General features: G+C 69.8%; 22 protein-coding genes. 13 read left to right on the forward strand and 9 right to left on the reverse strand.

Going from position 1 to position 24,856, the window contains the following annotated elements; genetic code table 11:
* Positions 1-6: 6 nt before the first annotated feature.
* The gene (locus tag OG520_RS27930; RefSeq protein ID WP_406015015.1) at positions 7-828 is read right to left on the reverse strand and encodes a serine hydrolase domain-containing protein; all 822 of its coding nucleotides are present in this window, start codon (positions 826-828) and stop codon (positions 7-9) included.
* A gap of 70 nt (positions 829-898) precedes the next feature.
* Here OG520_RS27930 and OG520_RS27935 point away from each other — a divergent pair, with 70 nt between their 5' ends.
* Positions 899-1,360, forward strand: a complete 462-nt coding sequence (locus tag OG520_RS27935) for a MerR family transcriptional regulator (protein WP_406015016.1) — start codon at positions 899-901, stop codon at positions 1,358-1,360.
* Positions 1,360-2,376, forward strand: a complete 1,017-nt coding sequence (locus tag OG520_RS27940) for an aldo/keto reductase (protein WP_406015017.1) — start codon at positions 1,360-1,362, stop codon at positions 2,374-2,376. The genes OG520_RS27935 and OG520_RS27940 overlap by 1 nt, the downstream gene beginning before the upstream one ends.
* Before the next feature lie 39 nt (positions 2,377-2,415).
* Here the strand turns inward: OG520_RS27940 and OG520_RS27945 are convergent, their stop codons facing one another.
* Entirely contained in the window at positions 2,416-3,462 is a 1,047-nt protein-coding gene (locus tag OG520_RS27945) for an alpha/beta hydrolase (protein WP_406015018.1), read from the reverse strand.
* 267 nt (positions 3,463-3,729) lie between these two features.
* Here OG520_RS27945 and OG520_RS27950 point away from each other — a divergent pair, with 267 nt between their 5' ends.
* The gene (locus OG520_RS27950) at positions 3,730-4,053 is read left to right on the forward strand and encodes a hypothetical protein (RefSeq protein ID WP_266419618.1); all 324 of its coding nucleotides are present in this window, start codon (positions 3,730-3,732) and stop codon (positions 4,051-4,053) included.
* Between the two features lie 52 nt (positions 4,054-4,105).
* Here OG520_RS27950 and OG520_RS27955 read toward each other — a convergent pair whose 3' ends face one another.
* From OG520_RS27955 to OG520_RS27975, 5 genes are all read right to left on the reverse strand, one after another.
* Positions 4,106-4,789, reverse strand: coding sequence for a response regulator transcription factor (locus OG520_RS27955; protein ID WP_266419621.1), 684 nt, complete (start codon positions 4,787-4,789; stop codon positions 4,106-4,108).
* Positions 4,786-6,126 (reverse strand): sensor histidine kinase, encoded by a 1,341-nt coding sequence (locus OG520_RS27960; protein WP_406015019.1) that lies wholly within the window; start codon positions 6,124-6,126, stop codon positions 4,786-4,788. Before OG520_RS27960 ends, OG520_RS27955 begins: the two co-directional genes overlap by 4 nt.
* A 118-nt stretch (positions 6,127-6,244) precedes the next feature.
* On the reverse strand, positions 6,245-7,213 hold the full coding sequence (locus OG520_RS27965; protein WP_406015020.1) for a DUF4429 domain-containing protein: 969 nt from the start codon (positions 7,211-7,213) through the stop codon (positions 6,245-6,247).
* 85 nt (positions 7,214-7,298) lie between these two features.
* Positions 7,299-8,510: an alpha/beta hydrolase gene (locus OG520_RS27970; protein WP_406015021.1), complete on the reverse strand. Its 1,212-nt coding sequence runs from the start codon at positions 8,508-8,510 to the stop codon at positions 7,299-7,301.
* 284 nt (positions 8,511-8,794) lie between these two features.
* The gene (locus OG520_RS27975; protein WP_406015022.1) at positions 8,795-9,460 is read right to left on the reverse strand and encodes a TetR family transcriptional regulator; all 666 of its coding nucleotides are present in this window, start codon (positions 9,458-9,460) and stop codon (positions 8,795-8,797) included.
* 117 nt (positions 9,461-9,577) lie between these two features.
* Here OG520_RS27975 and OG520_RS27980 point away from each other — a divergent pair, with 117 nt between their 5' ends.
* Positions 9,578-11,188: an MFS transporter gene (locus OG520_RS27980; protein ID WP_406015023.1), complete on the forward strand. Its 1,611-nt coding sequence runs from the start codon at positions 9,578-9,580 to the stop codon at positions 11,186-11,188.
* Positions 11,189-11,377: 189 nt separating this feature from the next.
* Positions 11,378-11,758, forward strand: coding sequence for a peptidase inhibitor family I36 protein (locus tag OG520_RS27985; RefSeq protein ID WP_399326421.1), 381 nt, complete (start codon positions 11,378-11,380; stop codon positions 11,756-11,758).
* A gap of 84 nt (positions 11,759-11,842) precedes the next feature.
* Here the strand turns inward: OG520_RS27985 and aceE are convergent, their stop codons facing one another.
* Positions 11,843-14,584: a pyruvate dehydrogenase (acetyl-transferring), homodimeric type gene (aceE, locus tag OG520_RS27990; RefSeq protein WP_399326419.1), complete on the reverse strand. Its 2,742-nt coding sequence runs from the start codon at positions 14,582-14,584 to the stop codon at positions 11,843-11,845.
* A 471-nt stretch (positions 14,585-15,055) separates the two neighbouring features.
* On the opposite strand from aceE, the gene OG520_RS27995 reads away from it, so the two are divergent.
* The 6 genes from OG520_RS27995 to OG520_RS28020 all read left to right on the forward strand — a co-directional run bounded on the left by OG520_RS27995 (position 15,056) and on the right by OG520_RS28020 (position 19,816).
* Positions 15,056-15,493 carry a DUF3052 domain-containing protein gene (locus OG520_RS27995; protein WP_114244351.1) on the forward strand — a complete coding sequence of 146 codons (438 nt, stop codon included), beginning with the start codon at positions 15,056-15,058 and terminating at the stop codon, positions 15,491-15,493.
* 257 nt (positions 15,494-15,750) lie between these two features.
* Positions 15,751-16,209 (forward strand): peroxiredoxin, encoded by a 459-nt coding sequence (locus OG520_RS28000; protein ID WP_406015024.1) that lies wholly within the window; start codon positions 15,751-15,753, stop codon positions 16,207-16,209.
* Positions 16,210-16,355: 146 nt separating this feature from the next.
* Positions 16,356-16,931, forward strand: a complete 576-nt coding sequence (locus tag OG520_RS28005; RefSeq protein ID WP_037696943.1) for a TerD family protein — start codon at positions 16,356-16,358, stop codon at positions 16,929-16,931.
* 190 nt (positions 16,932-17,121) lie between these two features.
* Complete coding sequence (locus OG520_RS28010) at positions 17,122-17,697, forward strand: TerD family protein (RefSeq protein ID WP_093542977.1); 576 nt, start codon at positions 17,122-17,124, stop codon at positions 17,695-17,697.
* Between the two features lie 70 nt (positions 17,698-17,767).
* Positions 17,768-18,910, forward strand: a complete 1,143-nt coding sequence (locus OG520_RS28015; protein WP_406015025.1) for a DUF475 domain-containing protein — start codon at positions 17,768-17,770, stop codon at positions 18,908-18,910.
* Between the two features lie 171 nt (positions 18,911-19,081).
* Positions 19,082-19,816 (forward strand): Tellurium resistance, encoded by a 735-nt coding sequence (locus OG520_RS28020; RefSeq protein WP_266419652.1) that lies wholly within the window; start codon positions 19,082-19,084, stop codon positions 19,814-19,816.
* A 92-nt stretch (positions 19,817-19,908) separates the two neighbouring features.
* On the opposite strand, the gene OG520_RS28025 is transcribed toward OG520_RS28020, so the two are convergent.
* Positions 19,909-20,778, reverse strand: coding sequence for a TerD family protein (locus OG520_RS28025; protein WP_406015026.1), 870 nt, complete (start codon positions 20,776-20,778; stop codon positions 19,909-19,911).
* Positions 20,779-20,998: 220 nt separating this feature from the next.
* Here OG520_RS28025 and OG520_RS28030 point away from each other — a divergent pair, with 220 nt between their 5' ends.
* Positions 20,999-22,162: an HpcH/HpaI aldolase/citrate lyase family protein gene (locus tag OG520_RS28030; protein WP_406015027.1), complete on the forward strand. Its 1,164-nt coding sequence runs from the start codon at positions 20,999-21,001 to the stop codon at positions 22,160-22,162.
* 98 nt (positions 22,163-22,260) lie between these two features.
* Positions 22,261-24,822: a phosphoribosyltransferase gene (locus OG520_RS28035; protein ID WP_406015028.1), complete on the forward strand. Its 2,562-nt coding sequence runs from the start codon at positions 22,261-22,263 to the stop codon at positions 24,820-24,822.
* Positions 24,823-24,856 lie beyond the last annotated feature (34 nt).

Here is a 24,856-nt window from a genome sequence, read left to right on the forward strand (position 1 = left end):
TCTCTCTCAGTGACCGGAGCGGAGCTCCGCGAGCACCGCGTCCGTGAACGGCGGCCACACTTCTGCTGCCCACGGGCCGAAGGCCCGGTCGGTCAGCGCGATGCACGCCGCGCCCGCGACCGGGTCGATCCACAGGAACGTGCCCGACTGCCCGAAGTGCCCGAAGGTCGCGGGCGACGAGGAACCGCCCGTCCAGTGCGGCGACTTGGAGTCACGGATCTCGAAGCCGAGCCCCCAGTCGTTGGGGTTCTGGTGACCGTAGCCCGGCAGTACGCCCTTCAGTCCCGGGTGTACGACGGTCTGCGCGGCCAGCACCGTGTGCGGGTCGAGCAGCTGGGGCACCTGCACCTCCGCCGCGAACCGTACGAGGTCGTCGACGGTCGAGACGCCGTCCTTGGCGGGCGAGCCGTCCACCGTGGTCGCCGTCATGCCCAGCGGTTCCAGCACCGCCTGGCGCACGTAGTCCGGGAACGGGATGTCGGTGGCCTTGGCGATGTGGTCGCCGAGCACCTCGAAGCCCGCGTTGGAGTAGAGCCGGCGGGTGCCGGGCGCGGCCGTCGTACGGTGCTCGTCGAAGGCGAGCCCGCTGGTGTGCGCGAGCAGGTGCCGGACGGTGGACCCTTCCGGACCTGCTGGTTCGTCCAGCTCGACCGCGCCCTCCTCGTACGCCACCAGCGCCGCGTAGGCCGCGATCGGCTTGGTGACGGAGGCGAGCGGGAAACGGTGCGCGGTCGGGCCGTGCGTACCGAGAACGGTGCCGTCCGCTCGTACGACGGCAGCCGCCGCGGTGGGGACGGGCCAGTTGTCGATCATTGCCAGGCTCTGCATGCGTACGAGCCTAAACCCGTCCCCGCTTGCGCTTGCTTCGAGTGCACTCCAAGGTTCTAGCGTGGAGGGCATGACGGTGATGGAGAGCACTTCGACGAAGGTGGACGTCTGCGCCGCGGCCCCGCAGGCGCATCCGCGTCCCGAGGGGCAGGACCGGTACACCATCAGTGAGGTCGTGGCCTTCACCGGGCTCACCGCGCACACCCTGCGCTGGTACGAGCGGATCGGGCTGATGCCGCACGTCGACCGGTCCCACACCGGCCAGCGCCGCTTCACCAACCGCGATCTGGACTGGCTGGCCTTCGTCGGCAAGCTGCGGCTGACCGGGATGCCGGTCGCCGATATGGTCCGGTACGCGGAGCTGCTGCGCGAGGGCGAGCACACCTTCGAGGAACGGCAGGAGCTGCTGGAGGCGACCCGCCGCGACGTGAGGACGCGGATCGCGGAGCTCCAGGACACCCTGGCCGTGCTCGACCACAAGATCGACTTCTATGCGAGCGCCCGACGGGCGCCGGAAAGGCCCAGTGCCTGATGTCTGACGACAAGATCACCACCGTGGAGCTCGGCAACGGCGGCCCGCAGGTCGGCGTGCAGGGACTCGGCTGCATGGGCATGAGCGAGTTCTACGGCGACACCGATGAGCCTTCCGCCCGCGAGACGCTGGAGACGGCGCTGGCGGCGGGCGTCACCCTCTTCGACACCGCGGATGTGTACGGCCTCGGCGCCAACGAGACCTTCCTCGCCCCGTTCGTCGGGGCGCACCGGGACGAGATCACGCTCGCCACGAAGTTCGCCATAGAGCGCAAGGAAGACGACGAGCACTACCGGGGAGTGCGCAACGACCCCGCGTACATCCGCAAGGCCGTCGAGGACAGCCTGCGGCGGCTGGGCACCGACGTCATCGACCTCTACTACATGCACCGCCGCAACCCCGACGTCCCGCTGACGGAGTCCGTCGGCGCGATGGCCGAGCTGGTCCAGCAGGGCAAGGTCAAGCAGCTCGGGCTGAGCGAGGTGACCGGCGCGGAGCTGCGCGAGGCGTACGCGGTGCACCCGATCGCGGCTCTCCAGTCGGAGTGGTCGCTCTTCAGCCGGGACATCGAGCGCAGCGCCGTACCGGCCGCCGTCGAGCTCGGGGTGACCGTCGTGCCGTATTCGCCGCTCGGCCGGGGCTTTTTGACCGGGGCGTTCACGGACGCGGCCAAGGAGCTGTCGGAGGGCGACTTCCGGAGGTACCAGCCCCGCTTCACCGGCGACAACGCGAAGAAGAACGCCGCCCTGCTGGAGCCGGTCCACAAGATCGCGGCGGCGCACGGGGTGTCGGCCGCGCAGGTGGCACTCGCCTGGGTGCAGCAGCGGGCCCAGGTGCACGGGCTGACCGTGGTGCCGATCCCGGGCACCCGCAAGAGCAGCCGGCTGCTGGAGAACGTGGCCGCCACCCGGCTCACGCTGACCGCGGAGGAGCTGGCACAGCTGGAGCCGATCGCGGGGCTGGTGGCCGGGGACCGGTACCCGGACATGAGCTCGACGTCCACGGCGCGCGAGTAACCGGCCGCCCGGGGCTCACCGAGCTTTCCGCCCCGGGGCTCACCGCGCTTTCCCCTCGGTGATCGCGGCGAAGGCGCGGAGCGAGTCCGTGCCGGGGGCGAAGTAGCCGGTGTGCCCGCGGGCGTCGTCGGCCGGGACGCGGCGTGCGCCGAACTCCGGGGCGGCCGGGTCGGGGCCGTGGCCCAGCCCCGCCACCTCGACGTTCGGCACGTTGCCGATCCAGTCCGTGGCGTCCTTCGCGGCCCAGACCCGGGCGCCGGTGCGCAGATCGCCGACGTCGTCCGCGCGCATCCCGGGCGAGCCGAGGACGACCAGATCCGTGGCGCGCAGCCGGGACGCGGCGAGCCCGCACGCGACGGAGCCGTAGCTGTGGCAGAACACGGTGGGCGCGGGCATGCCGTCGGCCGCGAGGCCGTCCGTGAACCGGGTCAGCCGGTCCGCCCCCGCCTCGGCGAGCGAGCCCGTCGCGGCATCGATGCCGAGGCCCACGGGGGTGGTGTACCCGGCCCAGGCGATGACGGCACTGCCGGGACCGGTGCGGGCGTACAGGGCCTTCGCCATGCCGGCCGGAGTGCCGTACACATCCTTCGTACGGTCGAAGGTTCCGGCGTCGATGTCCGAGCCCGGCACCACGACCGCGACATGACGCGCGGTGCGCAGGTCCCCGAAGACCTCGGCGACCTGACCGCGTCCACGCGGGTCGAACGCGAGGATCTGTCGCCCCCGGCCCTCTCCGAGGTGGGCGTACCGGGGATCGTGACCGGCCCGCAGGGAAAGGGCGTTGGCCCGGTAGCGCAACTCGACGGGGACGCCGTCCAGATTGCCGACGACGAGCGGATGGCGTACGACCAGGGCCTGTTGCTGCGCGGCGGTCAATCCCCGGAAGAACCGGGCCACTTCGGCCGGTGTGCTCCGCCCGGGATCGGGCAGCTCCCGCCCGAGTGCGTGGTCCGCGCGCCAGGACGCGGTGCCCGGGGGCGGCCCGGTGAGGGCCTGCTGGGCGTTCTCGGACGCCCAACCGGCCGTCCCCGTCACCACGGTGGTGGCCAGCGCGACGGCGACCAGGGTCCTTGCGTAACGGCGCATCCCGTCGTCCTCCCTCTCCGGCTGAGCCGGCTGAGCCGGAGAGCCCGGCTGTTCCGGCTCCCGCACGCCGTGCGGCGCGACGGAGAGGAAGGTAGGGAGAGGGCGGGCCCGGGGACGTCACACCAGGGGGCCAAGTGCCAGGTCATACCGGGGTAGGGAGTAGGGGCTCCGGGCAGACGGGTACCAGAGGATCCGATCGCCTGCCGGTTCGCCTCCCCCGGGGGCATCGGTCTACGATATGGCGATGCTTATGCGAGGGGTGCATCCATGATATTTGTTGCCGTTATTTCCGTTGTTCTCGTCGTGGGCAGCATTGCCTATATCGTTTATCTTTTTCACCGCAACCAGGAGATCAGGTCGAAGGGGCGGGATATTCGGGCCCTGGTGGAGGACGTCCGTTACATCAGTTCGAATGACGGCGGATCCGCCAACATAGCGTACCGGCTTTCCTGGCACGAGGACGGCGTGGTCAAGCAGGTGGAAGGCAGGGACACCATTTCCGCCTTCTACTCGTCGAAGGTACAGAAAGGCTGCGAGGTCGATATCAAGTACCTGGATGACGACCACATCATGTTTGTCTTCGATAAGTAGATGCTGTGGGGAACGGGTGCCGGGGGATGGAAGGCGGATAAAAGAAACGACATCACCCCTCGCCCGGCACCACCACCCCCGCCTCGTACGCGAAGATCACCGCCTGCGCCCGGTCCCGCAGGTCCAGCTTGGCCAGCACCCGGCCGATGTGCGTCTTCACCGTCTGCTCGGCCAGCACCAGCTTCCCCGCGATCTCCTGGTTGGACAGGCCCCGCGCGATCAGCTCCAGCACCTCCGTCTCGCGCGGAGTCAGCCCGTTCAGCCGCAGCGACTGGCCGCTCCGGGTGGCCCCGGTCGGGCCCTGCCGGGCGAAGTCCGCGATCAGGCGGCGCGTCACGGACGGCGCGAGCAGCGCCTCGCCCGCCGCGACCACCCGCACCGCCGAGATCAGGTCGGCCGGCGGCGCGTCCTTCAGCAGGAAGCCGGACGCCCCGGCGCGCAGCGCCTCGTACACGTAGTCGTCCACGTCGAACGTGGTGAGCATCAGGACCTTCGGCCGGTGCACCACCCCCACCGGCGGGTGCAGCAGCTCGCGGGCCGCCGCCAGGCCGTCCATCTCGGGCATCCGGACATCCATCAGGACCACGTCCGGGTGGACGCTCCGGCTGACGTCGATGCCCTGGCGCCCGTCCGGTGCCTCACCGACCACATCGATGTCGCTCTGCGCCGAGAGCAGCGCCGCGAACCCCGCCCGCACCATGGCCTGGTCGTCGACGATGATCACGCGGATGGTCAAGAGTCCTCCGAGGCCGTGGGCGTAACAGGGGTCAGGGGCAGTCGCGCGGCCACCCGGAAGCCGCCGTCGGGCAGCGGTCCGGTGTCCAGCGTGCCGCCCGTCAACCGTACGCGTTCGCGCATACCGACCAGGCCGTGCCCGGTCCCGGTCGTCTCCAGCGGCGAATCGGGCTGCTCCGCCCGGTCGTTGACCACCAGGACGGTCAGATGCGCGCCGTCGGACGTGATCGATATCCGGGTCCGCGCACCGGGCGCGTGCCGGATCACGTTCGCCAGTGCCTCCTGCACGATCCGGTACGCCGACAGGTCCACCGCCTGCGGTACGTCCGGCAATTGAGCGGAGAGCGACAGCTCGGCCGGCAGCCCCGCCCGCACTGTCGCCTCCACCAGCTGCTGCACCCGGTCGAGCCCCGGCTGCGGTGCCCGCTCGCCCTCCGTGCCGTCGCTGCGCAGCACCGCGAGCAGCCGCCGCATCTCCGTCAGCGACTCCCGCGCGCTCGCCGCGATCACCTCGAACTCCTCGCGCGCCTGCTCGGGCAGCCCGCTGATCCGGTAGGGCGCGGAGTCGGCCTGGACCGTGATCACGGACATGTGGTGCGCGACCACGTCGTGCAGCTCACGGGCGATCCTGGTGCGCTCCTCCAGCAGCGTGCGCTGCGCCCGCTCGGCCTCGCTGATGGTTTCCTGCTCGGCGAGCCGGCGCTGTGCGTCGCCCCGTTCCCGGATCACCGCACCGATCACTACGGGCACCGCACCGAACACCGGGAGCAGCCCCGCGATGCTGCGGTCAGTGGCGGTCAGGTGCAGGACCAGGCTCGCCGCGGCGGTCAGCGCCCAGACGGAGACCACGGTCCGCCGGGTCTCGCGCAGGGCCACCGCCAGCATCACGAAGAGGTAGCAGATCAGCGTGGGCGGGGGCCACGGCCAGATGCCCATCGGCCGGTCCGGGTACTGCAGCAGTACCAGCGCCCCCACGATGTCGGCGGGGAAGATGATCCACCACGCCTGCAACGGGCGGTGCGCCAGCATCAGCAGCGGCGCGGTCTGGGCGACGGTCAGCAGGCCCGCCAGTCCCTCGGCCATACCGTATTCGTTGGTCAGCACATTGAGCGTGACCGGAACGAAGATCGCCGCGAGGATGAGGACGACCACGTACGGCAGCAGCCTCCGCCACCGTTTGGACGCGTTCGCGAGCGGCGGGACCGGGGGATGGGACGGATGGGAGAGCCCGTGGACGATCTCGCGCAGATTGCGGCGGGCGGCGCTCACCAGGCCGTCGGCGGCGGGCTGCGGGCGCGGCGGCGCCCCGGGCGGGGTGCGGGGCGGGGATGTGGTCATGGCCGCATCAGCCTAGGGAGCGGACCGGCCCGGTGGCGTCATACCCGGGTTCCGGTTCGCCGCCGCCCCTCTCGTACGGGGGTACTACCGGCCGATCGGGCCGACAGGCCGCAAGGCCCTACAACTCGGCGAGCAGTTGGGCCTTCTTGGCGCTGAACTCGTCGTCCGTCACCAGACCGGCCTGGTGCAGCTCCCCGAGGTGCCGGATCCGCTCCGCGATGTCCGCGGGGTCGCGCCGTCCCGTGCCCGCCAGGACGGCCGCGGGCACGGCGGCAACGGAATGGTTCCTGCGCACCGATTCCAGCACGACCGCGGCGAACGGCAGCGACTCGTGCACGGGGCCGTAGCCGAGACCGAAGACCACCGCGGCCGGGTCCTGATCGGCGCGGGTGGGGCGGGGCGCCACCGGCTGCGGGCACTGCACCGCGCCCGGATCCGCGGCCATGCCCGCACCGCTGCTCCGGGTGGGGTCCGCGCCCGTGCCCGGTCCCGGGACCGCGTTCTCCAGGCCCCTGGGCACCAGCCGCAGATAGCCCTCGAACGCCTCCGGCGAGCGCCACTCGACACCGCTCAGCTCCGTCACCGGAAACGTCTGGTCGCCGGCCTTCCACTTCGCCGTGGAGGCGCCCGTCCAGAACCAGCGGAAGGAGACCCGGTGCCCGTCGAAGCCGGCCCGGCCGTCGTACGCCTTGAACTGCATCGGCGCCTCGGGCGCCGCGACCAGGAACCGTTCGGCGGGCTCCGCCGCGTCGGGGCCCAGCCGGGCACGCAGTTCGTCCGCGTAGTACTCGGCCAGCGTCTCGCGCTCGGCGGGGAGCACCAGCCGGTACGGATCGCAGCCGTCCTTCAGCTGCCCCGCCGCGGCCTCGACCAACGGGTCGGCGCCCCGTCTCGGCACGGCACGCAGGACCACCGTGCCCCGCTTGCCCGGGGTCAGCGTCACCGACGACAGCGCCGCGTGCGGGACGCGTCGTTCACGAAGGCTCTGGAAGAGCTTCGGTGTGCGGATTCCCCGTTCGAAGCGGATGAGCACGGAGTCGGTGTCGAACTCCCAGGTGGCATGAATTCCGGCCAGCACATCACCCATGTGCCTCATCGTATGCGGCACTTGCCTCGCACGTCCCCCCTCGGAGCAGGCTGTGGTCGATGGTCCGCCAGGGCCCCTGCGCCCGTCAGATGCCCTGGCTTCCGGTGATTCGTTCGCGGCAGCCGCTGTCGGAGACCGCGCAGCTCACCGATTCGTAGGCGCCCACGCCGATGGCGGCGAAGTTGCCGAGGCTTTTGGTACCCGGCTCGAAATAGCCGCTGTGCCCGACCGCGTCGCCCGCCGAGACGATGCGCGCGCCGAAGCCCGGGTCGACCGGGTCGGCCCCGTGGCCCAGGCCGCCGAGCTCCAGGTTCGGTACGTCCTGGATCCAGTCGTCGCGGTCCCGCATCGCCCACACCCTGGCTCCGGTGTGCAACTGCGCGGCGCTCTCCACCCGCATGCCGGGGCTGCCGGCCACCGCGATGTCGCCGACCCTGGAGGGCAGTTCATGTGCGGCGACCCCGCACAGCACCGAGCCGTAGCTGTGGCAGAACAGCGAGACCGGGGCGTCCCCGGGCAGCGCGCCCACCAGCGCGTTCAGCCGCACCGCCCCGCGCTCGGCGAGGTTGCCCAGGGCCGCGTCCATGCCGATACCGGCGGGCGTGGTGTAGTCGGCCCAGGCGATGACGGCGGTACGGGTGCCGGGGCGGGCGGCGCGCTCCGCCGCGTACAGCGACTTCGCCATGCCGACCGGGGCGGCGTTCACCTTGGGCGCGGGCCGCTCCAGCGTCAGCAGATTGGTGTCGACGCCGGGGACGATCACGGAGATCCGGTCGGCCCGGTCGAGACTGCCGAACACCTCCGCGGCGCGGCCCTTCCCGGACGGGTCGAAGGCGAGGAAGTGGCGACCGCGGTCGAGCATCGAGTCGAAGCGGTTCATCCGGCGGACCGCCTCGGCGCGGCCGTCGGGGGAGAGCCGCACATCGTGCATGCGCCGCCGCTCGACCTGCCGCGCCTGCACCACGGCCCGCCGATTGGCGCGGTAGCGCAGGGTGACCGGGGCGCCGTTCAAATTGCCCACGACCAAGGGGTACTTGTCGGCCAGTCCGGCGCGCTGCGCGGCCGTGAGCGCGGCGAAGAAACGGGCCAGCCGGTACGACGGCGCGTCGGCGTCCGGCAGCGCATGACCCGCCACCCGGCCCCGCGCCCAGGCGGCGAGTGCGACGGTGCGTGGCTCGTCGGAGTGTTGATGACGTACGGCGGTCCAGCCAGTGGTCGCCAGCATCACGAACACGACCGCGACGGCGAGCAGCGCGCGCCAAGCGGTGAGCGTGGGGGAGGAGTCGAAGGAAGTCACTCCGGCCCACATTAGGAGACGCGCGACGGCAGCCGTGAAGAGGGTGACGCACATCACTCGGCTGCGGGGAATTCGAGCGCGTGCTTTTCACGCTGTGTGGTTGTCACACGCACGCTCAGGCGCGCGGAACGCCTCCGGGACGTCACATGTGGCCACCGGGGCGCGGCTGTTGTGAAGTCGGTCACGCCGCGGCGGTGAGGCATGCGGCACATCGGACGGGGGCTGTCGTCACGATCGGACGGGTCTGTCGTCACACCGGGCCCGTCGTCACACCGGGCCCGTCGTCACGCCGAATCGGCGTCCGCCCGCCAGTTTCCGGCCAGCGCCGGTCCGAGCTGGTCCAGGTACGCCTCGGTCAGGGCGCGCAGCGAATCCACATCGGCGTCCCGGCCCCGCCCCCAGAGCTGACCGCTCACCCGCATCACTCCGCAGAACGCGGCCACGGCGACCCTCGGCCGCGGGTCCTCGTCCACGTCGAGCCCCTCGCGCGCGGCGATCAGCAGCGCGACCTGGTTCTCCAGGTCGCTGCACCGTCGCAGGTGGGCGGCGAGCAGCGAGGGCGTCGATTCGATCATCCGGTACGTACGCATGTGGAGTTCGACCGTGACGATCTCCTCGATCGCCTCGCCGATGCTGCTCCAGGCGCAGAGGGCCGCGCTGCGCATCGCCTCGAACGGGGCCTCCGCGGCGGGACGCCGGCGCAGCTCCGAGAGGAAGTGCGACTCGACCATCTCCTGGATGGCGAAGGCGGCCTCCTCCTTGGAAGCGAAGTAGCGGAAGAAGGTGCGCTGGGAGACCTCGACCGCGTCGACGATCTCGTCGACGGTGGTCTCGTCGTACCCCTGGGTGGTGAAAAGATCGAGGGCGGCGTGCAGCAGGGCGTCCCGGGTGCGTCGCTTCTTCCGTTCGCGCAGTCCGGTCGGATGCGCGGCCCGCTGCCCATCGGTCACTTAACCGGCCTTCTTTCTCCTGCTTTTTCCAGCTCAGCGTACCTGTGAGCTACGTGACAGTTACCGACTTGTGAAATGGTTTGTCAACTGTCAGAGACTGACATTAATCTCCCGAGTATGACTAGTCAGACCACCGTCGACAAGGCGTCGCGGGAGCCGCAGGAAACCGCCGCTCCCGCACCTGCCAAGGGGCTGCGCGGCCACCCCTGGCTGACGCTCTTCTCCGTGGCCATCGGCGTGATGATGGTCGCGCTCGACGGCACGATCGTCGCGATCGCCAACCCCGCCATCCAGCAGGACCTGCACGCCTCGCTCGCAGACGTCCAGTGGATCACCAACGGCTACATGCTCGCCCTGGCGGTCTCCCTGATCACCGCGGGCAAACTCGGTGACCGGTTCGGTCACCGCCAGACCTTCCTGATAGGCGTCGTGGGCTTCGCCGCGGCATCCGGGGCGATCGGCCTGTCCGACAGCGTCGCCCTGGTGATCGTGTTCCGGGTGCTCCAGGGCCTCTTCGGCGCCCTGCTGATGCCCGCCGCGCTCGGCCTGCTGCGCGCCACCTTCCCGGCCGAGAAGCTGAACATGGCGATCGGCATCTGGGGCATGGTGATCGGCGCCTCGACCGCGGGTGGCCCGATCCTCGGCGGCGTGCTCGTCGAGCACGTCAGCTGGCAGTCCGTCTTCTTCATCAATGTGCCGGTCGGTGTGATCGCGCTGGTGCTGGGCCTGGTGATCCTCAAGGACCACCGCGCCGAGAACGCGCCGCGCTCCTTCGACATCGGCGGCATCGTGCTGCTGTCGCAGGCGATGTTCTGCCTGATCTGGGCGCTCATCAAGGGATCCGAATGGGGCTGGGGCGACTACAAGACGCTCGGCTTCCTGGGCGCCGCCGTGGCGCTGTTCGTGGTCTTCGCCCTCTCCCAGAAGAACGTCCGGGAACCGCTGATCCCGCTCGCGATGTTCCGGTCCGTGCCGTTGTCCGCGGGCGCGGTCCTGATGGTGCTGATGGCCTTCGCGTTCATGGGCGGGCTGTTCTTCGTCACCTTCTACCTCCAGAACGTGCACGGTCTGAGCCCCGTCGACAGCGGTCTGCACCTGCTGCCGCTGACCGGCATGATGATCGTCGCCTCGCCGCTCGCCGGCGCCATGATCACCAAGTTCGGCCCGCGGGTTCCGCTGGTCGGCGGCATGGTGTGCACGGCGGTCGCCATGTTCGGCATGTCCCAGCTGGACATCGGCACCGGCACCCTGACCATGTCGATCTGGTTCGGTCTGCTCGGCCTCGGCCTCGCCCCGGTGATGGTCGGCGCCACCGAGGTCATCGTCGGCAACGCCCCCATGGAGCTCTCCGGCGTCGCGGGTGGTCTCCAGCAGGCCGCCATGCAGGTCGGCGGCAGCCTCGGTACGGCGGTGCTCGGCGCCGTCATGGCGTCCCAGGTCGACTCCAAGCTGGCCGACAACTGGAAGGCGGCGGAGCTCCCGCCGCTCAGCCCGCAGCAGCTGGACCAGGCGTCCTCGGCCGTCGAGGTCGGCATCCCGCCGGTCGACGGGAACGTTCCGCCGGAGATCGCGGGGAAGATCGCGGGCGTCGCCCATGACACCTTCGTGTCAGGGATGAACACGGCGTTCATGGTCGCCGGCATCGTCGCGGTGGTCGCCGCGCTGGTCGCCACGCTCACCAAGCGCGGTGCGAACGCCGAGGCGGGTGCGGGCGCCGGTCACATCTGACCGGTCGCCGCGACGGCGCCCCGGGCTCCGTGCCCGCGCGTCAACACAGTGCGTACAACAGCCCCGCCGGACCCTTCCGGCGGGGCTGTCGCCTATCAGGGTGGTGTGGCCCGCGGCCCCTTCCCCGGGCCTTGCTCCGCAGGTCAGGGTGCATGCAACTGATTCGCACCACCACGGGGGACGACTTCCATGCGTACAACGACCGTTCTTGCCACCACCCTGGCCGCCGCTTCCCTGGCCGCCACCGCGCTGATCCCGCAGACCGCGGCCCACTCCGCGGCCGTCGGGCTCGGGTCCTGTGCCGCCGGCCAGCTCTGCCTCTGGGACGCGCCGGACTTCACCGGCACCCGCCGGACCCATGAGCTGTCCACGACCGACATCGAGAGCTGTATCCCGCTGCCGAAGGGCAGCAAGGTCCAGGCGCTCGCCAATCGCACCGGCCGCCCCGTCACCACGTACCAGTCGGCGGAATGCGCCGAGACCGGTGAGTTCGAGACCTACCCGGGCGGCGGTACCTGGGTGCCCCGGTCCCCGTACCAGGTCAGGGCCTTCAAGATCTGGGAGAACTGACCGCAGGGCGGAGAACCGGCCGCTGACGCCGCAGGGCGGCGGGACCGCTCGGTCCCGCCGCCCTGCGTGCGTCGTCCGTAGCGCCTACGCGTCGCCGCCGGCCGCGCCCGGGGCGGCCGCCGTGACATCCAGCAGCTCGTACCGGTCGATGGCCTGCTTCAGCAGCGAACGGTCGACCCGATTCTCCTTCGCGAGCTCGGTGAGCACCGCGAGGACGATCGACTGCGCGTCGATGTGGAAGAACCGGCGGGCCGCGCCACGGGTGTCGGCGAAGCCGAAGCCGTCCGCACCCAGCGACTGGTACGCACCGGGAACCCAGCGCGCGATCTGGTCCGGCACCGAACGCATCCAGTCCGAGACCGCCACGAACGGACCCTCGGAGCCGGAGAGCTTCCGCGTCACGTACGGGACGCGCTGCTCCTCCTCCGGGTGCAGCAGGTTGTACCGCTCCACGTCCACGGCCTCGCGGCGCAGCTCGTTCCAGGAGGTCGCCGACCAGACGTCCGCCCGGACGTTCCACTCGTCGGCGAGGATCCGCTGCGCCTCGACCGCCCACGGGACCGCCACACCGGACGCCATGATCTGGGCCGGGATCTCGCCCCGCTCGGCGGCCTTGAAGCGGTAGACACCCTTGAGGATGCCCTCGACGTCCACGTTCTCGGGCTCGGCCGGGTGCTGGATCGGCTCGTTGTAGACCGTGAGGTAGTAGAAGACGTCCTCGTTCTCGTCGGGGGTCCCGCCGTACATCCGGCGCAGACCGTCCTTGACGATGTGCGCGATCTCGTAGCCGAACGCCGGGTCGTACGCGACACAGCCCGGGTTGGTCGAGGCGAGCAGCTGCGAGTGGCCGTCCGCGTGCTGGAGACCCTCACCGGTCAGCGTCGTACGGCCGGCGGTCGCGCCCAGCACGAAGCCGCGCGCGAGCTGGTCGGCCATCTGCCAGAACTGGTCACCGGTGCGCTGGAAACCGAACATCGAGTAGAAGACGTACACCGGGATCAGCGGCTCGCCGTGCGTGGCGTACGCCGAACCGGCGGCGATCAGGGACGCCGTGCAGCCGGCCTCCGAGATGCCGTCGTGCAGCATCTGACCGGTCGGCGACTCCTTGTACGCGAGCAGCAGATCGCGGTCCACCGCCTCGTACTGCTGGCCCAGCGGGTTGTAGATCTTCGCGCTCGGGAAGAAGGCGTCCATACCGAAGGTGCGGTACTCGTCGGGCGCGATCAGCACGAAACGCTTGCCGATCTCCTTGTCCCGCATGAGGTCCTTCAGAATGCGGACGAACGCCATGGTGGTGGCGATCGACTGCTGACCGGAACCCTTCTTCGCGGTCGCGTACGTCTTGTCCTCGGGGAGGACCAGCGGCTTCGCACGCACCACACGGGTCGGGACGTAACCGCCCAGGCCCTTGCGGCGGTCGTGCATGTACTGGATCTCCTCCGAGTCGCGGCCCGGGTGGTAGTAGGGCGGGTAGCCCTCGTCCAGCTGCTTGTCCGTGATCGGGATGTGCAGTCGGTCACGGAACCGCTTGAGGTCCTCGACCGTGAGCTTCTTCATCTGGTGGGTCGCGTTGCGGCCCTCGAAGTTCGGCCCCAGGGTCCAGCCCTTGACCGTCTGCGCCAGGATCACCGTCGGCTGGCCCTTGTGGGCCTTGGCCGCCGCGTAGGCCGCGTAGACCTTCTTGTGGTCGTGACCGCCGCGGCCCAGGTGCAGGATCTGGTCGTCGGTCATGTCCTTGACCATGTCGCGCAGCCGCGGGTCGTCCCCGAAGAAGTGGTCACGGATGTACGCGCCCGACTCGGTGGCGTACGTCTGGAACTGGCCGTCCGGCGTGGTGTTCAGCTTGTTGACCAGGATGCCCGTGCGGTCCTGCGCGAGCAGCGGGTCCCAGGAGCGGTCCCAGACCAGCTTGATGACGTTCCATCCGGCGCCGCGGAACTGCGACTCCAGCTCCTGGATGATCTTGCCGTTGCCGCGCACCGGGCCGTCGAGCCGCTGGAGGTTGCAGTTGACCACGAAGGTGAGGTTGTCCAGGCCCTCACGGGCGGCGATGGAGAGCTGGCCGAGCGACTCGGGCTCGTCCATCTCGCCGTCGCCCAGGTACGCCCAGACATGGGACTTGGAGGTGTCGGCGATGCCGCGCGCCTCCATGTAGCGGTTCATCCGGGCCTGGTAGATCGCGCCGAGCGGGCCGAGGCCCATCGAGACGGTCGGGAACTCCCAGAAGTCCGGCATCAGCCGCGGGTGCGGGTAGCTGGACAGGCCGTTGGGTGCCTTCGACTTCTCCTGGCGGAAGGCGTCGAGCTGCGCCTCGCTCAGCCGGTCGAGGAGGAACGCGCGGGCGTAGATACCGGGGGAGGCGTGCCCCTGGAAGAAGATCTGGTCGCCGCCCAGACCGTCGTCCTTGCCGCGGAAGAAGTGGTTGAAGCCCACGTCGTACAGCGAGGCCGAGGAGGCGAAGGTGGCGATGTGGCCGCCGACACCGATGCCCGGACGCTGGGCGCGCGACACCATCACGGCTGCGTTCCAGCGGGTCGCGTTGAGGACCTTGCGCTCGATCTCCTCGTCGCCGGGGAAGAACGGCTCGTCCTTCGTGGCGATCGTGTTCACGTAGTCCGTACTGCGCATCTCCGGCACGGCGACACGCTTCTCGCGCGCGCGCTCGATGAGCCGGAGCATCAGATAACGGGCCCGCTCACGACCTCGCTCGTCGACCGCGGCGTCGAGCGAGTCGAGCCATTCCTGGGTCTCTTCGGGATCGAAGTCCGGGACCTGGCTCGGCAGGCCGCCAATGATGATCGGGTTGCGATCGGATCCGGAAGCCACGCTGTTCCTTCGCTGTTCGGTGGTGCTCTACGGGGCCTGATCGAGGGAGAACATGCCCCCGGGATGTATGCAAGTACGCCATCACCATCGTGTACCGCGAGGGCGCAAACGTCATCTCTACCGAGGGGTAACCGCCGTGTTGTGAGACATCGCGTCCGGTGCGCGGGGATGGTCCGGGCCAAACCGCAACCATACGCCCAACCCGTCCAAGCGTTCCCAAAGGATGTTCGACTCCGAATGGCGGACCGAAACGGCATAAGCTGTGGAAGGACGTAAAGGGTGTGGACGGAAGCGCCGGGCCCCCGCAGGGGGCCTGCCGACAGTGCGGCGACGTGGCAGGGAACGTCACCGTTTAGGCGGTCTCGCACGCTGGGTACTTGCGCGATCCGCCGCTCCCGTGTGGACTACGGCCAACGCCCCGCGCACGCGCGTGGCTGAAGCATTTTCCGAAACATGATCAGGAGGCAACCCGTGAGCGCGACCGCGGACCACGCGGAGGAGCGGACCAACCCGGCAGCACGCCTGGGGTTCGAGCCCGGACAGGTGGTCCAGGAGATCGGCTACGACGACGACGTCGAGCAGGAGCTCCGTGAGGGCATTGAGGCCACTACCGGCCAGGATCTCGTCGATGAGGACTACGACGACGTCGCAGACGTCGTCCTGCTGTGGTTCCGCGACGAGGACGGCGACCTTACGGACGCGCTGGTGGATGCCATTGGTCTGATCGAGGACGGCGGCGCGGTCTGGCTGATGACGCCGAAGACCGGCCGTGATGGGTACGTCGAACCGAGCGACATCAACGAGGCCGCTCAGACGGCCGGTCTCTCCCAGACCAAGAGCATCAACGCGGGCAAGGACTGGACGGGCAGCCGTCTGGTCACGCCGAAGGCGGCCAAAGCCAAGCGCTGAACCACCCTCGGCACGCATTCGCCCTGAAGGCCCCCGACGGCACCGAGCCGCCGGGGGCCTTCGTACTGCCGTCGAGTGCCTGCTGCCGTCGAGGGCCTTCGCGCAGCCGCCGGGCGGCCGGGGAGCGCGGGGGAAGCACCGGGGAGCGCCGGGCTGCGCCCGTGCGGGCGCTGCGTGGCCCGCTGCGGGCTCTGCGTAGGGTGGGAGCCACCCGGACGGCCCAGCCCGGTGAACGTCGTAGCGAAGGGACGCTTTTCATGGCGATCGAGGTCGGTACCAAGGCCCCGGATTTCGAGCTGAAGGACAACCACGGCCGGACCGTGAAGCTCTCCGACTTCCGCGGCGAGAAGAACGTCGTGCTGCTGTTCTACCCGTTCGCCTTCACGGGCGTCTGCACGGGTGAGCTCTGCGCGCTCCGCGACGAGCTGCCGAAGTTCGAGAACGACGACACCCAGCTGCTCGCCGTCTCCAACGACTCCATCCACACCCTGCGCGTCTTCGCCGAGCAGGAGGGCCTGGAGTACCCGCTGGTCTCGGACTTCTGGCCGCACGGCGAGACCTCGCGGGCCTACGGCGTCTTCGACGAGGAGAAGGGCTGCGCGGTGCGCGGCACCTTCGTCATCGACAAGGAGGGCGTGGTGCGCTGGACCGTCGTCAACGGTCTGCCCGACGCACGCGACCTCAACGACTACATCAAGGCGCTCGGCGCGCTCTGAACCGGCACCGGCTGATCCGCCGGAGACCCGGCGAAAAGCCTGCTTCGCCGGGAACCGGTCACTAGGATCCAGTCGTTGATCGGATGCCAACGCAACGTGGAGGCGCCGGCGCCAGCCGGCCCCCAAGGAAACCAATGGGAGGACTCGTGGGAGTCAGCCTCAGCAAGGGCGGCAACGTCTCGCTGACCAAGGCCGCGCCCAACCTGACCGCGGTCGTCGTCGGTCTCGGCTGGGACGCTCGGACCACCACCGGTGGTGACTTCGACCTCGACGCCAGCGCCCTGCTGACGAATGCAGAGGGCAAGGTCGGCAGCGACGGAAACTTCGTCTTCTTCAACAACCTGAAGAGCCCCGACGGCTCCGTCGAGCACACCGGTGACAACCTCACCGGTGAGGGCGAGGGCGACGACGAGGTCATCAAGGTGAACCTGGCCGGCGTCCCGGCCGATGTCGACAAGATCGTCTTCCCGGTCTCGATCTACGAGGCCGAGACCCGGCAGCAGAGCTTCGGCCAGGTGCGCAACGCGTACATCCGCGTGGTCAACCAGGCCGACAACAGCGAGCTGGCCCGCTACGACCTGAGCGAGGACGCCTCGACGGAGACCGCCATGGTCTTCGGCGAGCTGTACCGCAACGGGGCGGAGTGGAAGTTCCGTGCCATCGGTCAGGGGTACGCCTCGGGTCTGCGCGGCATCGCGCAGGACTTCGGCGTCAACGTCTGAGGTCACCCGACAGGCTCTGAGAAGGCGCGACCGGGCCGGGCCGCTGAGGCGCGGCCCGGTTCACGCCACCACGCACCTCGTCCGGCGTCGCACCCTTGTGCGGCGCCGGACGCGCTCGACAGGCGGCCCGGGGGCTCCACGGCCCAACGGGCCCGGCAGACGGTTCATCGACTCGGGGAGGACACACACCATGGGCGTCACGCTCGCCAAGGGAGGCAATGTCTCCCTCTCCAAGGCCGCACCCAACCTCACCCAGGTGCTGGTCGGTCTCGGCTGGGACGCACGATCCACCACGGGCGCCGACTTCGACCTCGACGCCAGCGCGCTGCTGTGCCAGTCGGGCCGGGTGCTCGGCGACGAATGGTTCGTGTTCTACAACAACCTCACGAGCCCCGACGGCTCCGTGGAGCACACCGGCGACAACCTCACGGGCGAGGGCGAGGGCGACGACGAATCGGTCATCGTGAACCTCACCCAGGTGCCGGCGCACTGCGACAAGATCGTTTTTCCGGTCTCCATCCATGACGCCGACAACAGGGGTCAGACCTTCGGCCAGGTCAGCAATGCATTCATCCGCGTGGTCAACCAGGCGGACGGTCAGGAACTCGCGCGTTACGACCTCAGCGAGGACGCCTCGACGGAAACCGCAATGATCTTCGGCGAGCTCTATCGGTACAACGGCGAGTGGAAGTTCCGTGCAGTGGGACAGGGGTACGCGTCCGGCCTGCGCGGCATCGCTCTAGACTTCGGGGTCAACGTTTCGTAAAGCCGCGCACGGCGCGGGGGAGCCCCGTACACCTCGGGGGAGACCCGTTACATACACGATGGGGTAGCCAGTGCTTCTGAAAACCTTCGGCTGGTCGTTCGCGATTACCGCGCTCGGCCTGGTCGCAGCTGTGATCTACGGGGGGTGGGAAGCCTTCGGGGTCGTTGCGATTCTTTCCGTCCTGGAGATCTCGCTGTCCTTCGACAATGCGGTGGTCAACGCCGGAATCCTGAAGAAGATGAATGCCTTCTGGCAGAAGATCTTCCTCACGGTCGGCGTGCTCATCGCGGTCTTCGGTATGCGGCTGGTGTTCCCCGTCGTGATCGTGGCCATCACCGCCAAGCTGGGTCCGATCGAAGCGGTCGACCTTTCGTTCAACCAGCCCGACCGCTACCAGGAACTGGTCACGGACGCCCACCCGGCGATTGCCGCCTTCGGTGGCATGTTCCTGCTGATGATCTTCCTCGACTTCATTTTCGAGGACCGTGACATCCAGTGGCTGCGCTGGATCGAGCGTCCGCTCGCCAAGCTCGGCAAGGTCGACATGCTGTCGGTCTGCATCGCGCTGATCGTGCTGCTGATCTCGGCCATGACCTTCGCGACCAGCGCGCACCAGCACGGTGGCGGTCACGCGGACAAGGCGGAGACGGTCCTGCTCGCCGGTGTCGCCGGTCTGATCACGTACCTCATCGTCGGCGGCCTCTCCGGCTTCTTCGAGAACAAGCTGGAGGAGGAGGAAGAGCGCGAGCACGAGGTCGAGGAGGAGGCCAAGAAGAGCGGCAAGAAGGTCTCCGCGATCGTGCTCTCCGGCAAGGCCGCGTTCTTCATGTTCCTCTACCTGGAAGTGCTCGACGCGTCCTTCTCGTTCGACGGTGTCATCGGTGCCTTCGCCATCACCAACAACATCGTGCTGATGGCCCTCGGCCTCGGTATCGGCGCCATGTACGTCCGTTCGCTCACGGTCTACCTGGTCCGCCAGGGCACGCTCGACGACTACGTCTACCTGGAGCACGGCGCCCACTACGCCATCGGCGCGCTGGCCGTGATCCTGCTCGTCACCATCCAGTACCAGATCAACGAGCTCATCACCGGTCTCGTCGGCGTCGTGCTGATCGCCTGGTCCTTCTGGTCCTCGGTCCGGCGCAACAAGGCGCTGGAAGCCGAAGGCGGCGACGACGCCGGTTCCAGGGCGGAAGTCCCGTCCGGGGTGTGACCCGGTAGGGATTGAGGAACGCTCTACGCGGGGCGGTCCGTGAGGCAACGGTTCTCCGGAGACATCCGGACCCGGCCCCGCGGCCGCCCCGCAGCGATGTGGGCGTCCCCGGCGAGGCACGGGGCAGCCGCGGGGGCCGGGGCACTTTTTCTACACGTGTGGGGGTTGGGGATGGCGTTCTGGGACAACCTGTGGCCGCGGCGGGAGGCACAGTTCGAGTCGGGCAGCGCGGCGACGAGCTCCATCGTGCTCTCCAGGCGGCACGCCACGGTCTCGCTCACCAAACAGGGCGCGCTGACCGGCAATCTGCGGGTCAACCTCTCCTGGCAGATGCGTACGTCGGACATCATGGGCCGGTCGCGGCAGAGCGGCCGGCTGCTGCGGCCGATGAACCTCTTCAAGCCCGAGGTGGTCCAGGCCCACACCCAGGGCATGGTCAACGTCGACCTGGACCTGGGCTGCATGTACGAGTTGAAGGACGGCACCAAGGGAGTCGTCCAGCCGCTGGGCAACCTCATCGGCGACCTGAACGGGCCGCCGTACATCCGGCTCAGCGGGGACGACCGCTTCGGTGCGCCTTCGGGTGAGACCGTCTACGTCAATCTCGACCAGCGCGACCAGATCAAACGGCTGCTGTTCTTCGTCTACATCTACGACCAGACGCCGGCCTTCGACCGTACGCACGCCAAGGTGACGCTCTACCCGGGCAACGGTCCACGGATCGAGATCGAACTCGACGAGCATGCCCCGGAGGCCCGTTCCTGTGCCGTGTTCACGGTGGAGAACATCAAGGACGAGCTGATCGTGCGGCGCGAGGTGAAGTTCGTGTACGGATTCCAGTCGGAGCTGGACCGGCTGTACGGCTTCGGCATGCAGTGGGGGCGCGGCTACAAGTCCCGGACCTGAACGATGCCCGGGAACCGGGACCTGAACGACGCCCCGGAACCCGGCCTCACCGGGGCCCGGGGGTGCTTCGGAGCGTTTCCCGGCCCCGTCCCTCAGGACCGTACGAACTGCGGCCCCTGTGGCGGCAGCACGAAATTCGGGTCCGGGGCGGGTGCCGCGGCCGCGGCGGGCTGCGGGTATCCGTAGGCCGGCTGAGCGGCGGCGGGCTGTGGGTACCCGTACGCGGGCTGGGGAGCGTGCTGGGCCGCCGCGGGCTGCGGGTAGCCGTACGCGGGCTGCTGGTGCTGGACCGTGGCCTGCGCATCGGGCCCGGGTGCCGCGGCCGGCGGGAAGCCGGGCGCGGGCGGGAACCCGGGCGCCGTCACCGGCACGGGCGCGGGAGCCGCCGCGTGCGACGGGGCCGGCTCGGGTTCGGCCGCGGTCTCGTCGACCGAGATGCCGAAGGCGGTCGCCAGGCCGACCAGCCCGGTCGGATAGCCCTGCCCCACGGCTCGGAATTTCCAGCCATCGCCGCGCCGGTAGAGCTCGCCGCAGATGATCGCCGTCTCCTCGCCGGTCTCCGGCCGCACATCGAAGACCGCGAGCGGATCGCCGTCGGCCGACGCCGCGTCGTACAGCAGGATGCGCAGATCGTGCACCTGAGCGAATGCGGCTCCGTCGGAGGACGCGGCGACGACCACCTGCTCGACCGAGGCGTCCAGCCCGCCCAGATCGGCCTCGATGGTGTCCGTGAGGCCCTCGGGGACACTGCGCTTCGGCAGCCGTCGTACCAGGCCGGAGGGGTGGCGGGGCTGGTTGTAGAAGACGAAGTCCTCGTCCGAGCGCACGCGGCCACCGGCTCCGAGCAGCAGCGCCGAGGCGTCCACATCCGGAACTTCGGTGCCCGGGGTCCAGCGCAGCACGGCCCGTACGGCCATGGCGTCCAGAGGGACGTTCGAGCCTTTCACCATCGCGTGCGTCATGCCCGTCATCCTGCCTGCTGGCTGCCCACGCGGACAACGCGGGGGTCGTACCAGGTGTCCGTGCGGCATACCGGAAGCACACGGTCCGCGGCGCCCCCACCCGTCGGGAAATGGACGAGTTACCCGGAATTCATGCACGTGGGGAACTGTTGACACCCGTCCATACGTACTATTACCGGCCATGCGTTGTCCGGCCGGTCCGGCAGTTCGGGGGAGTTACATGCGTCATTTCGGGCATATCGCGCCCGCTGCGAGGGAGAGGCTGTTCTTCCAGGAGCCGTGCGAGTTCGGTCCGGGCTCGTCGGCCCGCGTGCTCGCGGCCGCCCTGGGGGCGACTCTGTACAGCCCTGCCACCCGGCCGAGACTTGCTGACGACGTCATCAAGCAGGCCGGACGCGGTGTCGTCTCGATGGTGCTGTGCCTGGAGGATTCGATCGACGACTCCGAGGTCGCCGACGCCGAGGAGAACCTGGTCAGGCAGTTCGCCGACCTCGACGCGCGTGGCGCCGAGGTGCCGCTGCTCTTCATCCGGGTCCGGGAGCCGGGTCAGATGGCCGGCCTGGTGCAGCGGCTCGGCTCTACCGCCCGAATGTTGTCTGGTTTTGTACTTCCGAAGTTCACCGAAGAGCGTGGCGTGCCCTTCATGGAAGCGCTCGCCAATGCCGAGAAGACGTGCGGCCGACGCCTGTTCGCGATGCCCGTTCTCGAATCGCCCGAGCTGCTGCACCTGGAGACTCGCGGGGAAACTCTCCAGGGAATAGCCCGCACCGTCGACAAGTACCGCGAGCGGGTGCTCGCGCTGCGGCTCGGCGTCACCGACTTCTGCTCGGCGTACGGACTGCGCAGGGCGCCCGACATGACGGCGTACGACGTGCAGATCGTCGGCGCCGTGATCGCCGACGTGGTCAATGTGCTGGGCCGCGCGGACGGCACCGGCTTCACGATCACCGGGCCGGTGTGGGAGTACTTCCGGCTCCAGGAGCGCATGTTCAAACCCCAGCTGCGCCGCAGCCCCTTCCTGGAGGGCCGGGCCGAGGAGCTGCGCACGGCGCTGATCGAGCACGATCTGGACGGCCTGCTGCGCGAGATCGAGCTCGACCGGGCCAACGGCCTGCTCGGCAAGACCTGCATCCACCCGTCGCATGTCGCGCCCGTGCACGCGCTGTCCGTGGTCAGCCACGAGGAGTTCAGCGACGCGGAGGACATCCTGCGGCCGGAGCGCGGCGGCGGTGGCGTCATGCGCTCCGCGTACACGAACAAGATGAATGAGGTGAAGCCGCACCGCGCCTGGGCCGAGCGGACCCTGCTGCGGGCCGAGGTCTTCGGCGTGGCCAGGCAGGACGTCGGCTTCGTGGAGCTGCTGGCCGCGGGCCTTGCCGAATGAGCGAGCACTCGGCAAGGGCGGAGAAGGCACGGCCGGAGAAGGCAAGAACAGAGAAGGCAAGAACAGAGAAGGCAAGAACAGAGAAAGAGACGGCGAACGTGGTGTGGTCGGGCAGCTGGGTGGCGGAGCGACTGGGCGTCGAGCTCGTCGGTGACGGGAAGCCCGACGGCGACAGCGAGCTGAGAGAGCTGCTGGGCCTCGCCCTGCGCCGCAACCCCAAGCGGGCCCACCTCCTCGTGTCGAACGTGCTCGGCAAGCACGTGCCGCAGAAGCCCTCCGTGGTGTACGGCGCCGGCTTCGAGCTCGGCCGTCGGGTGCGCGAACTCCTCGGTGACGCCGAGGCGCGCCGGGCCGTGGTGCTCGGCTACGCGGAGACGGCCACCGGCCTCGGCCACGCGGTCGCCGACGGGCTGGGCGTGGCGCCGTACCTCCACTCGACGCGCCGCCCCGTCGAGGGCGTGGCGCGGGCGGGCGGCTTCGAGGAGTCCCACTCGCACGCCACCTCGCACCTGCTGCTCCCGGAGGACCCGGATCTGCTGGCGGGCGAGTGCGTCCTGACGGGCGCGGAGGTGGACGCAGACACGAACGCAGATACAGACGCAGACGCAGACGCGGGCATGGGCACGGGCGCGGACACGGCGGGTGTGTACGCAGGCGCGCCGCTGGTCCTGGTGGACGACGAATTCTCCACGGGCAACACCGTGCTCAACACGATCCGCGCACTGCACGAGCGGTACCCGCGCAGCCGTTACGTCATCGTCGCCCTGGTGGACATGAGGTCGCCGGCCGACCGGGGAAGGCTGACCGAGTTCGCCGCGGAGATCGGTGCCCGCGTCGACCTGGTGGCGCGCAGCACGGGCACGGTCGCCCTCCCGGAGGGCGTCCTGGAGAAGGGCCAGGCACTGGTCGCCGCGCACGAAGGGGCCGGCCCCGCCGGTCCCCGAACGGCCGTCGAGCCGGGGCGCCGGCCCTGCACCCGGGTGGACCTCCAGTGGCCCGCCGGTGTGCCCGACGGCGGACGGCACGGCTTCACCCCCGCCCACCGGGCGACCCTGGAGCCCGCCCTCCCCGCCATGGCCGCCCGCATCGCCGAAGCGCTGGGCGACGCCCGCCGCGTACTGGTCCTCGGCTTCGAGGAGCTCATGTACGCCCCCCTGCGCCTGGGCACGGCCCTGGAGGACCACACCGACGCCGAGGTGCGCTACTCCACCACCACGCGTTCCCCCGTCCTCGCCGTGGACGACCCGGGCTACGCGATACGGACCCGGCTGGTCTTCCCGGCCCACGACAACCCTGCCGACGGGCCCGGCGACCGGTACGCGTACAACGTCGCGGGCGCCGGTTTCGACGCCGTGGTGCTCGCCGTCGACTCCGCCGCCGACACCCCCGAACTCCACGCCCCCGACGGCCTGTTGGCGCAGCTCGCCGCACACACCGACCACGTCCTGCTCGCGGTCGTCCCCTCGTACGTCCCGACGCGCCCCCGCACGGACACCCCTGAACGGCAGGAACCCCCCATGCTGCCCGAGCCCCTCCGCGGCCCCGCCTTCTCCTCCTACGCGCCGGACGAGGTCGGCTGGCTGCTCCAGGACCTCTCGGACACCGAGCTGGAGGCGCCCACCGAGGAGCGCGAGGAGGCGATACAGAGCGGTGGCGCGCACTACGCCGAGTCGCTGCCCGTCGAGTACCAGCCGTCCGCCCAGTACCAGGACCTGTTCAAGGCGGCGCTGGAGCTGTCGGCCGCCCGCGTCGCCCGCGCCGTGGGCACCGTCACCGAGACGGTCCTCGCCGAGCGCACCCCCCGCCCGGTCCTGGTCTCGCTCGCCAGGGCGGGCACGCCGGTCGGCGTACTCATGCGCCGCTGGGCCCTGCACCGGCACGGCATCGATCTGCCGCACTACGCCGTCTCCATCGTGCGGGGCCGCGGCATCGACGCCAACGCCCTGCGCTGGCTGGCCGCCCACCACGACCCGGCGGACGTCGTCTTCGTCGACGGCTGGACCGGCAAGGGCGCGATCACCCGTGAACTCTCCGCGGCGCTCGCCGAGTTCGAGGGCTTCGACCCCGAGATCGCGGTACTGGCCGACCCGGGCGGCTGCGTCCGCACCTACGGCACCCGCGAGGACTTCCTCATCCCGTCCGCCTGCCTCAACTCCACCGTTTCCGGGCTGATCTCGCGGACCGTCCTCCGCTCCGACCTGGTGGGCCCCGAGGACTTCCACGGCGCGAAGTTCTACCGGGAACTGGCGGACACCGATGTGTCCGGCCATTTCCTCGACACCGTCGCCGCCCACTTCGACGAGGTCGTCGACGCCGTGGACGCCGAGGTCAAGGAGCTGCTCGCGGCCGACCGCGCGCCCACCTGGGAGGGCTGGGCCGCCGTGGAGCGGATCAGCGAGGAGTACGGCATCCACGACGTCAACCTCGTCAAGCCGGGCGTCGGCGAGACGACCCGGGTACTGCTGCGCCGCGTCCCGTGGAAGATCCTCGCCAAGCGCGGCGCGGGCGCGGACCTCGAACACATCCGCCTGCTGGCCGAGCAGCGGGGCGTGCCGGTGGAGGAGGTCGACGGACTCCCGTACACCTGCGTCGGCCTGATCCACCCGAAGTACACCAGGGGCGCGACGGGCGCGGACGGCAAGGCGGTGGAGTCGAAGTGACCACCCCGACGGCCCCGGCCCCGGCCCCGGCCTC

This window comes from Streptomyces sp. NBC_00984 (genome assembly GCF_045162475.1).
Lineage (GTDB): Bacteria > Actinomycetota > Actinomycetes > Streptomycetales > Streptomycetaceae > Streptomyces.

Excerpts from the sequence above, each read along its gene's own strand:
- OG520_RS27930 (WP_406015015.1), bottom strand. The coding sequence starts at position 828 with ATGCAGAGCCTGGCAATGATCGACAACTGGCCCGTCCCCACCGCGGCG.
- OG520_RS27935 (WP_406015016.1), top strand. The coding sequence starts at position 899 with ATGACGGTGATGGAGAGCACTTCGACGAAGGTGGACGTCTGCGCCGCG.
- OG520_RS27940 (WP_406015017.1), top strand. The coding sequence starts at position 1,360 with ATGTCTGACGACAAGATCACCACCGTGGAGCTCGGCAACGGCGGCCCG.
- OG520_RS27945 (WP_406015018.1), bottom strand. The coding sequence starts at position 3,462 with ATGCGCCGTTACGCAAGGACCCTGGTCGCCGTCGCGCTGGCCACCACC.
- OG520_RS27950 (WP_266419618.1), top strand. The coding sequence starts at position 3,730 with ATGATATTTGTTGCCGTTATTTCCGTTGTTCTCGTCGTGGGCAGCATT.
- OG520_RS27960 (WP_406015019.1), bottom strand. The coding sequence starts at position 6,126 with ATGACCACATCCCCGCCCCGCACCCCGCCCGGGGCGCCGCCGCGCCCG.
- OG520_RS27965 (WP_406015020.1), bottom strand. The coding sequence starts at position 7,213 with ATGGGTGATGTGCTGGCCGGAATTCATGCCACCTGGGAGTTCGACACC.
- OG520_RS27980 (WP_406015023.1), top strand. The coding sequence starts at position 9,578 with ATGACTAGTCAGACCACCGTCGACAAGGCGTCGCGGGAGCCGCAGGAA.
- OG520_RS27985 (WP_399326421.1), top strand. The coding sequence starts at position 11,378 with ATGCGTACAACGACCGTTCTTGCCACCACCCTGGCCGCCGCTTCCCTG.
- OG520_RS28000 (WP_406015024.1), top strand. The coding sequence starts at position 15,751 with ATGGCGATCGAGGTCGGTACCAAGGCCCCGGATTTCGAGCTGAAGGAC.
- OG520_RS28010 (WP_093542977.1), top strand. The coding sequence starts at position 17,122 with ATGGGCGTCACGCTCGCCAAGGGAGGCAATGTCTCCCTCTCCAAGGCC.
- OG520_RS28020 (WP_266419652.1), top strand. The coding sequence starts at position 19,082 with ATGGCGTTCTGGGACAACCTGTGGCCGCGGCGGGAGGCACAGTTCGAG.
- OG520_RS28025 (WP_406015026.1), bottom strand. The coding sequence starts at position 20,778 with ATGACGCACGCGATGGTGAAAGGCTCGAACGTCCCTCTGGACGCCATG.
- OG520_RS28030 (WP_406015027.1), top strand. The coding sequence starts at position 20,999 with ATGCGTCATTTCGGGCATATCGCGCCCGCTGCGAGGGAGAGGCTGTTC.